Source organism: Bacillus sp. AFS088145, from assembly GCF_002564465.1.
Classification (GTDB): Bacteria; Bacillota; Bacilli; order Bacillales; family Bacillaceae_G; genus Gottfriedia.
Genome location: NZ_NUUX01000008.1, coordinates 1 through 14,197, shown reverse-complemented (window position 1 = coordinate 14,197; position 14,197 = coordinate 1). Strand labels below are relative to the sequence as shown.

The window sequence follows — 14,197 nt, the reverse complement described above, 5'->3', positions numbered from 1 at the left end:
ATTTGGTAGAATAATAATGCTGTATAAATATAACATATTCCTTTTGGCATATTTTTGGACTTAATTTGATTTTATTATACATAGTAGGTGATAACATGACAGTAAAAGTTAAAGTGAAAGAACAATTTATTAACAAACAATTTTATAAATCGTATTTAAATGAAAATGAAAACAATAACCATCCTATTGCAGTTTTAGCTGACCTTTACAGAGAACAAAATGATGATATGGATCTTTCATCTATCCGATTTGCACAAGGTGAAGTTTATTTTGAAAATAAAGATTTTGAAACTGCAGTTTTCAAATGGGAAAAAGTCGGAAATCAGTTAAGCGATTGGGCAAAGAAAAATATTGCTGATTCTTATTATGAAATAGGTGCATATGAAACAGCAGAAAAGCTATATAAAGAAGTTAAAACAGATAGTAGTACTTTGACATCTGAAATATTCTTAAACTTATTCTCACTTTATATCGATGTTTCGAAATACGAGGAAGCAGATCGTATTATTAAAGAAGCAGTAAAATATAATCCTGATTATCCAAACGTAACAAGAATTGCTCGTAATTTTTATGAAAAACATCACGATTGGAATAGTGCTGTAGCTCTAGCTTCAGATGAATCAATTCGAACAGAAGATTTAAAATGGTTTATTGTATTAAGAGAATACATTATAAATGGTGTAACAAAAGAAATGGCACCAAGTTATTTTGTGCAACCGCTACTATCATTAGCAAAAGTCGATCTTGAGCACTTTGAATTAATGGTGGAAGCACTTTGGAATAGTTATAGAGAACAATCAGTATATGTAAATTGGTTACAAACATTTAATGATATGTTATTCCAAATCAACGTTGAGATAGGTGTGAAGTGGAATCGTTTGCCATCAATCTATTCAATGACATACGAAGATTTAGTTGAAGGTGATTATTTTGTAGCTCAGCTTGAGGAAGTGATGCCAAGCTTCTTAACAAATTGGTTACGTATTACCGATATAAAAGGTGCAGTTTTAGCAACGACTGCAACACTTGCATGGGATCGATTATTCCCAGGCCGTATTGATTATCAAATTGTTGCTGACGCAGAAATGGCTTTTGAACAGTTACTAAAAACGCCTGATTGCTTTGAAATTGGAAAAGAATTATTTGAAAACATTCTACAATGGTCTGCTTTAAATGAAATAGAAGTTGGAGACCGTTTTGAGTGGTGGACAAGCAAATTAACTCAATTTGAAAATACAACAATGCTTGTTGCAGGTACATCTGGTAACGGTAAATCATCATTTGTTAATTCACTATTAGGTGAGAAAATGATGGGTTCTTCTACGACAATGCCTGTATTATTTGAACAAGATCGTGATTCAAATATTATCGTATTTTCGAAGGAAGGAAATACACAGCTTGTTGAATTTGCAGATTTTTACGATTTAACAACAGTTGAAAATAATCTGTTAAAAGGTGATGAATTAGTTTACTATAAATTACCAAATTCATTTTTAGAAAAGCATCGCCTATCAATAATTGACACACCTGGAATTGATGGAAACCAAGTTAATACAAGGGCATTATTACAATCTGTAAAACTTGCAGATCGTCTTGTTTATGTTTTAAACGCTACTGCACCTTATACAGAAAACGAACGATCTTTACTAGTTAAAATTCATAAAGAATTACCAACTCTACCGATTCACTTTATTTTAAATAAGATGGATTCTATTTATAGTAAAGAAGAAATTGATCGAGTTCGCGCTGAAATCCAAGCGAAAGTTAGATTAGATTTCCCTAGTGCTAATGTATTACCTTATTCTTCAATTTATAGTAATCAAGATCAATTTAAGGATTTAGAATTATTTATTGAGGATAACGTTCTTTCAACTGAAGCAAATTCTAAACAAACAGAAAAATTATTATTAGCTATTCGCAAATTAATTAATTTCTTATTAGAAAAACGAGTTGAGAAAGAAGACGAACTACGTGCTAATGTTGAATGGAATGAAGTTCTTGATGACAAATTAAATGGTCTATTACATTCTTTAAAAGATAAAGAAATGGAACATCTAAATACAATTAAAAGCTCGTATCGCGAATTAAAAGACGAATTAAAATATGACCTGAAGCTAAGTATTCCTGGTCTACTAAAAGAATGTAAAGAATTAATTAAAGAAGATAGTGATTTCGGTACAATTCTTGAAACGCTTAACGAAGAGATGAATCTTCGAATTGGTGAGTATGTAAGAGAGAATACTTTACCAAAACTAAATGAAGCTCTTCAAAATTGGATTAAAGAATCAGGTGTTTTATTAGAAGGTACTCAAGGTTACTTAACTGAAATGAGTGATTCTTTAAATGAGTACATTGGAAATGAATATTTAAATCTTGAGTGTGATTTTAAAGTATTAGATGACTGGCGCCGTGATGCTGATCGAATGACTAGTATGACTCAGTTAGATGATATGAATATTTTATTAAACTCATCACCATCTCAATTTATCTTAAAGAGCTCAGGTATCTTATTAGGTTTACTACCGCAAAATAAATCAAAGCTTGTTGCTCAATATCAAAAGTATGTTGATAATGTCAACTATGATGATGTAACATCAGAATTATCAATGAAGTTTTTCCTACAATTTGAAATGTTTGAAAAAACTTTACCAAGAGATTTATCAATGTTCCTACATGCTCCATTTGAGCAAATCCATGAACTAGTTGATGAGACAAGAGTAGCAATTGCTAACTATAATCAAACTTTAGAAGATATGAAATCTAATCCAAGTATTTACTTCGATCCGATTACATTCTTCACAGTAAGATTAAGACAATTAGAATTTTTAACTTTACGTAAATAATAAGAAAAGAGTGTGCTATATGGCACACTCTTTTCTTATTGTATTATGCAGTTATTTATAAAGCCAGTATTGCATTCTACTATTCCTCTGTATCTTCTTCAAACGGAATATGTACAACGATTGTTTGGTAGCCCTCTTTAATTTTTACATAACCACCCCATGGGATTTGCAGTATTAAAAAGGCTCCTTTAGTATCAATTGAAAAATGTGCAATTTTTTCATGTTCTTCATCGAGTAAAAGCACTTCCCGCTCATTCCCAACTGTTCTAATACCAGGATGGCAATGAATTTGTATTTTCCAGTTGCCAAGTCTATTTAATAAGAAATGACTCATAAAATAGATCACCCTCTATCATTTAGTTTCTTTAAAACGAACTAATGAAACTTATTGGGAAAACAGTACGAAAAAACAGGTGAGGCCATCTTTAAATTAATTCTATTCTAAAGAATGGGAACTTAAAACTATTTAGGAATATTCGAAATATATTTCTTACACATAAAGGATTCATGTGTGAGAAAAAAATGCAAAAGTATGAGAATTATTAACTGATATGGTGGCGCAAAAATACGCTTTTTGTAGAAAGTATCTCCGAGAATTTAAGATATAGGCTGAGGAAAAAGAACATTTTGATAAGAAATAGTTAAAAGAGTTGATAAGATAACTCTTTTTTTCTTGTTCTTCAACTATCTGGGAGTTTAGTTTTTTTAAGATTCTTTAAGATTCTTTAAAGTTCAATTAAAAAAAATGTATTTTGCAGGAAATGCTAATTTTTACGTCAAACTCAATTCATAAGCATTTACATAACAAAATATACTCCAGATGAAAAGTTGTATGATTGAAAGAAGGTGATACATAACCCGAAGCCGATCACCAAAAGAAATGACAAGAAAATTTAAATTCATGGTAGTCGGGTAGCCTCAAATCGTCTTTTGATTTCTAGATTGTTGGTAAGATCTTATTTAGGAACTAAGGAGAGGTGTAAGGATGAAAAAAAGAAAACGAAAATTATTAGTACCGACTGTTGCTTCATTGTTAACATTATCGATGTATTTCCCAGGAGGCTCAACTTTTGCTGCAGCTTCTAAACATGTACAACTTATTCAGGCAGCTCCAACCGCTGCAAATCACGGCACTTCCATTGGTCACAAAAACCGCAACTCCAAAGCTTCTATAACTATTGCCCTTCAGCTAAGAAACAGCGATAAACTGGATAATTATATTGCCAGCTTAAAGAACCCTGACTCCATCAACTACAAGAAATACTTAACTCCCAACGAATTTAAAAATCAATATGGACCAACTGATACAACTGTTGCCAATGTTAAAAGCTATTTGACAAGTCAAGGCTTTAAAGTTGAAAATGTTTCTTCGAATAACGCTTTTATTACCGTCAGTGGCACAATTGGTCAAATGGAGGATACTTTTGGTGTAACAATAAATAACTATAAAGATTCAAATGGCGAAACCTATTATGCAAATGATCAAGCTCCTTCCATTCCCGCTGAATTTTCTGGGGTGATTACGAATGTTGAAGGTCTGAATAATGAACCACATTATACACATTCGAAAATTAGTAGTTCATCTATACAAGTCTCAGGGCAGAATAAAGCGGTGACACCGAAAGTGGGCAGTGGTCCAGCTGGCGGTTACACACCAGCTGAATTAAAAGGTGCTTACGATATCACCCCACTGGCAACTGGTGGATATACTGGATCTGGCCAAACTGTTGCAGTTATGGAGTTGGACGGATATAAAGCAACGAACATTAGTACCTATAACAACTACTATGGCCTAGGAAGCCCTGCACCAACAAATGTATATATTGATGGTTATAGTGGTGCTGCCGGTCAAGGTGCAATCGAAGTTGAACTTGATATTGAGGTAATCAATGCAATTGCGCCAAAAGCACAAGTGATTGTATACGAAGGGCCAAATAGCGCCCAAGGCTTAATTGATACTTATCAAAAAATTGCCTCTGATAATACGGCAAAATCAATTTCTGTTAGCTGGGGAATCGGTGAGCAGCATGAAGCAACTGCGACGATGAATAGCTTACATACCATATTCCAACAATTTGCAGCCCAAGGACAAAGTATTTTTTCAGCGTCAGGAGACAATGGTGCCTACGATTCTGGAGGTAGAACTTTAGAGGTCGATAGTCCCGCAAATGACCCGTATGTGACTGGCGTTGGTGGAACTCACCTAAATTTAAGCGGTACTACTTACAGTTCAGAATCCGTTTGGAGTAACAAAACAAGCAAATCAGGTGACGGTGGAGGATTATCTAAAGTTTATGCTATGCCGTCATTCCAGTCAGGTCCTGGTGTCCAAAACAGTTATTCGAATGGTAAAAGGGAGGTTCCAGATGTATCGGCAGCTGCCGACCCTAACACCGGCTATTCCATCTATACTGGAGGTGCTTGGCATGTAGTCGGTGGAACATCAGCTGCAGCACCATTATGGGCTGGAATCGCTGCACTTAATAATCAATTTGCACAAGCAAATGGCAAGGGCAACCTAGGTCAAGCAAATCCAACTCTTTATCAAGTCTTTAATACAACTCAAAAATATGCAGCATATCATGATATTACGTCTGGTACTAACTTGTACTATCCGGCTACATCTGGCTATGATATGGCTTCAGGTATTGGGACACCAGATGCATATAATTTAATTCGCGATATAAATGGATTTTAAAGTAGTAAAACGGCAGTCACCAAATATGGAGGCTGCCGTTTTTGGTTAAGAGAGAAATTAAGAGTCGATCTTAAATACTCTATTCATGTGGTAATATGTGGGAATTAAAACAACTAAATCATTTTATAAAAAAAGAACATGATGATTTTATTCTTTATGCTCTTTTTTTAATTCTAAACACTTCAAAGGCTCTAATCTATTGATGTAATAGGAATCCTAAACTGTGAATAGTCACAAATAATTACTAGGAATTTTTAATTGGAGGGATCATCGCATTAAACAAACTCGTTGTAATAAATTGTTCATGTTATTCAAAATCTATTTCATAGTAGTGTAATTTGAATTAAAAGCGCTTGCATTTTTTAAATTATGTTCTTATAATACTTGTATACAAGTATACTCGTATGGAAATGAAGGTGAACTTATGTCAGAATTAAAGCAATATCTTTATCCGGAAAAATGGCTATCAAAAGCTTCAGCTGGTGATCGTGTAACATATGAATTAAGGATGCAGATAATTTCTGGTCTAATTGAAAGCGGTACCAAGTTATCAGAAAATAAATTGGCTGCCGATTTTAATGTGAGTCGTTCTCCTATTAGAGAGGCATTAAAAACTTTAGCATCTGAAAATCTGATTCGTTTAGAAAGAATGGGTGCAGTTGTTATTGGATTAACTGAAAAAGAAATAGAAGAAATATATGATGTGCGATTACTAATCGAAACATTTGTATTTGAACGGTTGGTAAAATTAGAGACGAAAGAATTGGTAATGGAACTGAGTAAAATTCTTGAAATGATGAAAATTGCCATTAAATATCAAGATGCCGATGAATTTTCATTTCAAGATGTATTATTCCATGAAACAATTATTCGAGCGATTGATCATTCATACATTTTGATGATCTGGAATAATGCAAAACCAGTTATGGAAGCGTTTATACTTTTATCAATGCGAGTAAGGTTTAGGGAAAATTACGAAGACTTTGAACGAATAGTTGAAAATCATCAATTATATATTGATGCAATTAGTACGAAGAATAGAGATCTAATGATTCAATCTTTACATCAAAACTTTGATGATGTTCAAGGAAAAGTAGAAGATTTATGGAGATCTCAACAAATGTTTTCAAAAGGAGTAGAACAAGAATAATGACAAACTATATGTTAGGTTTAGACATCGGTACCACAAGCACAAAAGCCGTTTTATTTACTGAAACAGGTGAAGTCATCCAGCAAGAGAATATCGGCTACCCACTCTATACACCTGATATTTCAACAGCTGAACAAGACCCAGAAGAGATCTTTACAGCTTTAGTACAAGCAATTTCTAAAATAATGAAACAACATCCTCAAAAAGAGATATTATTTATTTCTTTTAGTAGTGCAATGCATAGTCTAATTGTTATGGATGAAAATGATCAACCATTAACGCCTTGTATTACATGGGCAGATAATCGAAGTGAGTCTTGGACTCATAAAATTAAAGATGAATTAAATGGTCACGAAATATACAAACGAACTGGAACACCTATTCATCCAATGTCACCTTTAAGCAAAATTACTTGGATTGTAAATGAACGACCAGAGATCGCTCAAAAAGCAAAAAAATATATTGGGATTAAAGAATATGTATTTAAAAAATTCTTTGACCAATATGTTGTAGATCATTCGCTTGCTTCAGCCATGGGTATGATGAATCTTAAAACATTAGATTGGGACGAGGAAGCTTTACAAATCGCAGGGATTACAACTGATCAACTATCTAGACTAGTACCTACAACCGAGATTTTTACAAACTGTAATCCTGATTTAGCTAGACAAATGGGAATTGATCCACAAACTCCTTTTGTAATTGGTGCAAGTGATGGTGTACTTTCCAATCTTGGTGTGAATGCGATTCGAAAAGGAGAAATTGCAGTCACAATCGGGACAAGTGGGGCAATTCGAACCATTATTGACAAACCACAAACTGACGAAAAAGGACGAATATTTTGCTACGCATTAACGGAAAAACATTGGGTCATCGGTGGGCCAGTGAACAATGGTGGTATGATATTTCGCTGGATTCGTGATGAATTTGCGGCTTCGGAAGTTGAAACTGCAAAAAGATTAGGTATTGATCCATATGAAGTATTAACAAAGATTGCCGAAGGAGTAAAACCTGGGGCAGATGGCTTGTTATTCCATCCTTATTTAGCGGGTGAACGTGCACCATTATGGAACCCTGATGTTCGAGGATCCTTTTTCGGCTTAACGATGGCGCATAAGAAGGAGCATATGATTCGATCTGCACTTGAAGGTGTTATATACAACTTATACACAGTATTTTTAGCTTTAATTGAATGTATGGATGGACCAGTATCTAAGATCCAAGCAACTGGTGGGTTCGCGAGATCAAATGTATGGCGTCAGATGATGTCTGATATTTTTGATTTAGATGTAGTCGTACCAGAAAGCTATGAAAGTTCTTGTCTTGGTGCTTGTATTTTAGGTCTTTATGCAACTGGAAAAATAGAATCCTTTGAAGTAGTATCTGAAATGGTTGGTAATACTCACAAACATACTCCTAATGAAGATGCAGTAAGAGAATATCGAGAATTATTGCCAATCTTTATTAGCCTATCGAGAGTATTAGAAAAAGATTATAAGCGGATTGCTAATTATCAAAGAGGATTAATTAATAAAAATAAATAGATATTCGAGGGGGGATTTCCATGCCACTAGTTATAGTAGCAATCGGAATACTAGCATTACTTGTTTTAATTATGAAGTTAAAATTAAATACGTTCCTTTCATTAATTATTGTTTCATTTGGAGTTGCTTTAGCACTTGGAATGAAACCAGACAATATTGGCACAACCATTGAAGCTGGATTAGGTGGAACACTTGGTCATTTAGCATTAATCTTCGGACTTGGTGCAATGCTTGGTAAGTTGATCGCAGATTCTGGTGGAGCACAACGTATTGCGATGACGCTTGTTAACAAATTCGGTGAAAAGAACATTCAATGGGCAGTTGTTGCTGCTTCATTCATTATCGGTGTCGCTCTATTCTTCGAAGTTGGATTAGTTTTATTGATTCCAATTGTATTTGCTATCTCAAAACAATTAAAAGTTTCTATTTTATATTTAGGTATTCCAATGGCGGCTGCTTTATCTGTTACACATGGTTTCTTACCGCCACATCCAGGTCCGACTGTAATCGCTGGTGAATATCATGCAAATATTGGTGAAGTATTACTTTACGGTTTTATTATTGCTTTACCAACTGTTTTTATCGCAGGTCCTTTATTTACAAAGCTTGCTAAAAAGCTAGTACCTGCATCCTTCACAAAAACGGGTAATATTGCATCTTTAGGTGAACAAAAAACATTTAAACTTGAAGAGACTCCTGGTTTTGGAATCAGTGTTTTTACAGCTTTACTTCCTGTTATTTTAATGTCATTTGCAACAATTGTTAATTTACTGCAAAAAACAATTGGATTTGATGATAATAGCCTACTAGTAACGATTCGCTTTATTGGTAATGCTGGTACTGCAATGGTTATTTCATTATTAGTGGCGATTTATACAATGGGATTAGCTAGAAAAATACCAATTAAAGAAGTTATGAACTCTTGTACAACTGCAATTACACATATTGGGATGATGCTCTTAATCATCGGAGGTGGCGGTGCCTTCAAACAAGTGTTAATTGATGGCGGTGTTGGTGATTACGTAGCCGAGTTATTCAAAGGAACTTCCATGTCACCGATTTTACTTGCTTGGATTATTGCAGCGATCCTACGAATTTCCTTAGGTTCCGCTACTGTTGCAGCTTTAACCACTTCTGGTTTAGTTATTCCAATGTTAGGTCATTCTGATGCTAATTTAGCTTTAGTCGTTCTAGCAACTGGAGCTGGTAGCTTAATCGCTTCACACGTTAATGACGCAGGTTTCTGGATGTTTAAAGAATATTTTGGGCTAAGTATGAAAGAAACTTTCTTAACTTGGACATTACTAGAAACAATTATTTCTGTTTGCGGATTAGTCTTTATTCTATTACTAAGTTTATTCGTATAATGGAAAAAACCAGCAGGGTGTATTACTTTTCTCTTACTGTAGGCTAATTAATCATAAAGAGCAGTATCCTCATTATAATACTTAGAAACTTTTCCGTATTATAGTAGTGGTTTACTGCTTTTTATTTTTTTATCATTCAGTCTTTGTGAACCAATCAACATTCAATGAAGAACGTGACAATTTCAACGTGGTAATCGATTAGGTAATGATACCCTTTTTTAATTGAGAAATGTAGTTCTATAAGCTTGTAGGTTTGAGACTTAGTGCATAATGTTGTTTTGGTTAAACAGACCTATATTTGAAGATATAAATGGTAGTTGTTCTTTCTTTTGTTAATAATTTTGGACTGGCAAAAAAACAGGATAAATGACATAAAAAATCTTTTTGTCGGTTAAAAAAAGATTCAATTTGAAGTATCACAAACTCCTAAAAGTTTAAAATCTAATTGTTAGAATTCTATCTTTTTAATTGACATAGAACTCCTACCGAGTTATATTGGTTTTAAACAGTTAGAATTCTAATTATTCGGAGGTGAACGATTTGATTGATACACCTTATACGAGACTACTTAGTACCATTATGCATAAGGTACGGGATCAATTGTCGTATCGAACGAAAGAGCTGGAAGTAAATCCACAACAAGGTAGGATGATCAGTTATATTGCTGAGCATCAGGATCGAGGTTTAATTCAAAAGGATTTAGCAGAAGCATTTAATCGAAAAGGTGCAAGTATAACCAGCATGCTTCAGGGACTTGAAAAGAATGGATACATTGGTAGAAAAATTCAAGCTGATAACGAACGTCAGAAACAAATTTTCGTATTAGATAAAGGTAAAGAAATCGTTAATCAGATTGATGATATGTTTTTGGCAATGGAATCACGATTAACAGAGTCATTGACTGAAGAAGAAAAAAATGAATTTTTACGCCTATTGAAAAAAATTGAATCAAACCTCTGAGTGACTACGGCCATTACGGTCGTATCGATGAATGATTAGTAATCTAATAGTTAGGATTCTAACTAATGTAAACAAAAATTATGATCTTAAACCAACATAAAAAAGATAAGATTCGGGAGGATGGAATACAATGGAAGAATTTGGAATCGATCAATCTAATATTTATTCTTTAAAAGAAGCACCGATACGTAAAGCGTTAGCTCGTTTATGTATTCCAATGATGATCGGGATTTCCTTTGGTACAATTTATAACTTAATAAACGTATTTTTTATCGGTCTAATTCATGATACTGCGATGTTAAGCGCTATTACATTAGGCTTACCGATCTTTACATTACTAATGGCGATTGGGAATGTATTTGGGGTTGGTGCAGGAACTTTTGTTACTCGTCTCTTAGGTGAAGGGAATCTTCAGAAAGGGAAATCAGTAGCTGGTTATGCTTTTTATATGAGCATTATATGTGGATTGATTATTGCAGTAATTGCCTTATTATTTGTTAATCCAATTGTTCATTTGTTGGGTTCGGACGCTACAACATTGCTTTATACAAAACAATATACGATCACGCTTTTTATTGGTGGCTTTGCATTTATATTGAACTTTGCATTAGAACAAATTGTGCGTTCTGAAGGTGCAGCAAAAGAATCAATGTATGGCATGTTCATTAGTGTTATTTTTAGCATCATATTCGATGTGTTATTTATTTTAGTTTTAAACCTTCATGTAGTGGGTGCTGCCCTTTCTATGGTTTTAGCAAATATCGCGGCAAGCATATATTACATTTGGTTTTTAGAAAGAAAAAGTGAAACTTTAAGAGGTTTCTTAAAGCTTTGTAAAGTATCAATTACCGATCAATTAGAAATCTATAAAGTCGGTGTTCCAGAGTTATTTAAAATGTCATTTATGATTGTTACAACTTTACTATTAAACAATTATTCAGTTGAATACGGTGAGCATGTTGTAGCAAGCTTTGGAATTGCAGTAAGGATTGCACAACTCCCAGAGTTTATTACGATGGGGTTATTTATAGGGGCTATTTCTTTAATTGCTTATAACTTCGGTGGGAAAAATAAACCGCGTCTATATGAAACATTAAAAGAGTTAACATTATGGATTGGTGGAATCTCAATTACTTTTGGGGGAATTGTATATATTTTTAAAATTCAAGTACTCGGTTTATTTACAAGCGATTCAGCCGTACTAAGTATTGGAGCACTATTCTTAACAGCTCAACTTATTTCATCTGTTTTTAACGGATTCACTGGTTTATTCACTAGTATTTTCCAAGCGTCTGGAGAAGGACTTGCAACAGGAATAATGTCAATAACACAAGGTGTTCTTTTCATTCCAGTTGTCATCATCTTGCATCATTTTTATGGATTAAATGGCATAATTTGGTCTTTAACGCTTACAGAGGGAATCACGTTCTTTATGGGTGCTATTCTAATGATTCCTTACTTAAGAAAACTAAAGAAAATGCCAGCTAGCAGTCTAGCTGATTAATAGCCAGTTCTTAATCAAATAAGCATTAAGGAATTGTCAGTATTAAAGTTACAATTTTAAATTCAAAACTAGAAAAAAGTTAACACCAAAATTGTGTATATCATCCAATAGACTCGAAAACAAAGCAAAAGTTCATTTAGATCCTTATGCTTTGTTTTATTTGTTCTTTGTATTTCCTTATTATTCCATAAAAAAGGCTCTTCGCTCAGAAGTAATCCATTGCTCTAAATCGTCTTGACTACGTCGAACAAGTCTATTCACTAGTACATCGTGCCATATATAATCTTCTAATAAGTAAATATGAACTGGATCATTAGTATAAAAAGCAACACTACGGTCCTCAATTGATGGTCCATAAATCATCTCTTTAGAATCAATCGACAAAATAAACCAATGATCTGTAGACTTGGTCTCAGTAAATGGCGTAATGCGATGACTTTCTAGTTTTCCTATTGGATTTTCGACGTGTAGCGTAATTCCTTGTATGGTTGCTTTTTCAGTCACAGAAATTAGTTCCTTTTTCAAAACCTCATACATTTCGTCCCACATTGATATCACAATCCGTTTTTCTGCTCTTTTTATCAGCGTCTCACAATAGTTTATAATCGTTTTATAGTCTTTTAAAGTAATTACACGATTGTCCAATTTTTCACCAAATGATTCTAAATCTTTTAAAGAGTCACTTATTACAGAATAAGTTGATTGCCACTCTGATTGGGTCTTCTGTAAAAAGATATCAACAGGCAGAGGGGAATATCGTGCCGTGTCATTTATTTCCTCTTTCAAGACAATTCCTTTTTCAACAAGATTACCTAACACATCATAAATACGTGCTCTTGGTATACCTGAGTCCTTGCTAACTTGGTAGGCTGTTACAGGACCTTGTTTAACGAGTGATACATAAGATTTAGCTTCATATTCGTTAAAACCTAATTTTTTGAACTGTTGCACTAGATCTTCCATTTTTTCGCACTCCTATTTTTGTTTATGTAATAAATTTACAATAACTATTTACAGATAGCAATTCGTTAGTTACTATTTCAGTAGTGACTATACGGAGAGGTTGATCGAAATGCATTTAGACTCATCTTTATTAATTATTTTAATTTGTTTTGGATTTTTAGCATCATTTATTGATTCTGTTGTTGGGGGTGGGGGGCTGATTACACTACCTGCATTATTATTCACTGGGCTTAATCCTGCTGCGGCAGTAGCTACCAATAAATTAGCAGCGACAATTGGCTCTCTAACAAGTACATTTATGTTTTATCGATCTGGTAAACTCGAACTAAAATCAGTACTTAGGTTTTTTCCCCTCTCATTTGTTGGCTCATTATTGGGTGCATACACTGTACATTTGCTAAACCCTGAATTACTTAAGCCATTGATGTTAATTATGCTCGGAGCAGTAGCAATTTTTACTATTTTCAAGAAAGATTGGGGAAGCATTTCAACACAAAAAAACTTATCCAATTATCAATTCATTATTTTTTTAGTTACAATATTTGCGATTGGCTTCTATGATGGTTTCATTGGACCTGGAACAGGATCATTTTTAATTTTTTCTTTTTTGATAATTGGGTTTGATTTTTTAAAGTCTGCTGGCAATGCAAAATTTTTAAACTTTAGTAGTAATATTGCTGGATTGTTAATGTTTATGTTTTTAGGACATGTAAACTACACTTATGGAATAATAATGGGAATTGCACAAATTGCTGGTGCGATTTGTGGATCGAAATTTGCGTTAAAAAAAGGAAGCGGATATGTTCGTACGTTGTTTATTGCAGTAACCTGTTTATTATTAGTGAAGAATATTTATGATTATATTCAATAACGTTTAAAATACTGTTCTTCCTACAAGGTCACACTATGAAAGTGGATCTTGAAATAACAATTGATTGATTTAAAAAGTAGGGAAATAGGACTAGATTCTAAAAAAGCACTCCAGTTTATCGACAAGAGTGCTTGCAGAATGTTGAAATATAAAATGGAAAACATAATTTAAGTTTATCTTGTTGAAAATTTATTCCTTTTTTAATGATTCAAATAATGATTTTAAATGTTATTATGTTGAGAAGTTAAAAATAGTTAAGAGCTAATTTTGAAAAAGTTCAAATGATTATTATAATAC

Annotated in this window: 10 protein-coding genes; 8 read left to right on the top strand and 2 right to left on the bottom strand. The window is 33.5% G+C overall.

Translation table 11 applies throughout. The features are described 5' to 3' along the window. Positions 1-95: 95 nt before the first annotated feature. Positions 96-2,843, top strand: a complete 2,748-nt coding sequence (locus COI44_RS04710; RefSeq protein WP_098426901.1) for a dynamin family protein — start codon at positions 96-98, stop codon at positions 2,841-2,843. A 79-nt stretch (positions 2,844-2,922) separates the two neighbouring features. On the opposite strand, the gene COI44_RS04705 is transcribed toward COI44_RS04710, so the two are convergent. Beyond that, positions 2,923-3,177, bottom strand: coding sequence for a hypothetical protein (locus tag COI44_RS04705; protein ID WP_098426900.1), 255 nt, complete (start codon positions 3,175-3,177; stop codon positions 2,923-2,925). A gap of 651 nt (positions 3,178-3,828) precedes the next feature. Here COI44_RS04705 and COI44_RS04700 point away from each other — a divergent pair. The 6 genes from COI44_RS04700 to COI44_RS04675 all read left to right on the top strand — a co-directional run bounded on the left by COI44_RS04700 (position 3,829) and on the right by COI44_RS04675 (position 12,066). Beyond that, entirely contained in the window at positions 3,829-5,541 is a 1,713-nt protein-coding gene (locus tag COI44_RS04700; protein ID WP_098426899.1) for a S53 family peptidase, read from the top strand. 424 nt (positions 5,542-5,965) lie between these two features. Continuing rightward, on the top strand, positions 5,966-6,691 hold the full coding sequence (locus tag COI44_RS04695; protein ID WP_098426898.1) for a GntR family transcriptional regulator: 726 nt from the start codon (positions 5,966-5,968) through the stop codon (positions 6,689-6,691). Further along, the gene (gene gntK, locus COI44_RS04690; protein WP_098426897.1) at positions 6,691-8,235 is read left to right on the top strand and encodes a gluconokinase; all 1,545 of its coding nucleotides are present in this window, start codon (positions 6,691-6,693) and stop codon (positions 8,233-8,235) included. Before COI44_RS04695 ends, gntK begins: the two co-directional genes overlap by 1 nt. Before the next feature lie 20 nt (positions 8,236-8,255). Further along, entirely contained in the window at positions 8,256-9,602 is a 1,347-nt protein-coding gene (locus COI44_RS04685) for a GntP family permease (protein WP_098426896.1), read from the top strand. A gap of 540 nt (positions 9,603-10,142) precedes the next feature. Then, entirely contained in the window at positions 10,143-10,562 is a 420-nt protein-coding gene (locus tag COI44_RS04680; RefSeq protein ID WP_286163764.1) for a MarR family winged helix-turn-helix transcriptional regulator, read from the top strand. Positions 10,563-10,692: 130 nt separating this feature from the next. Further along, entirely contained in the window at positions 10,693-12,066 is a 1,374-nt protein-coding gene (locus COI44_RS04675; protein WP_098426895.1) for an MATE family efflux transporter, read from the top strand. A 180-nt stretch (positions 12,067-12,246) separates the two neighbouring features. On the opposite strand, the gene COI44_RS04670 is transcribed toward COI44_RS04675, so the two are convergent. Further along, the gene (locus COI44_RS04670; RefSeq protein ID WP_098426894.1) at positions 12,247-13,029 is read right to left on the bottom strand and encodes a TrmB family transcriptional regulator; all 783 of its coding nucleotides are present in this window, start codon (positions 13,027-13,029) and stop codon (positions 12,247-12,249) included. Positions 13,030-13,138: 109 nt separating this feature from the next. Here COI44_RS04670 and COI44_RS04665 point away from each other — a divergent pair, with 109 nt between their 5' ends. Next, positions 13,139-13,900 (top strand): TSUP family transporter, encoded by a 762-nt coding sequence (locus COI44_RS04665; protein ID WP_483295463.1) that lies wholly within the window; start codon positions 13,139-13,141, stop codon positions 13,898-13,900. The last annotated feature ends 297 nt before the right edge of the window (positions 13,901-14,197 follow it).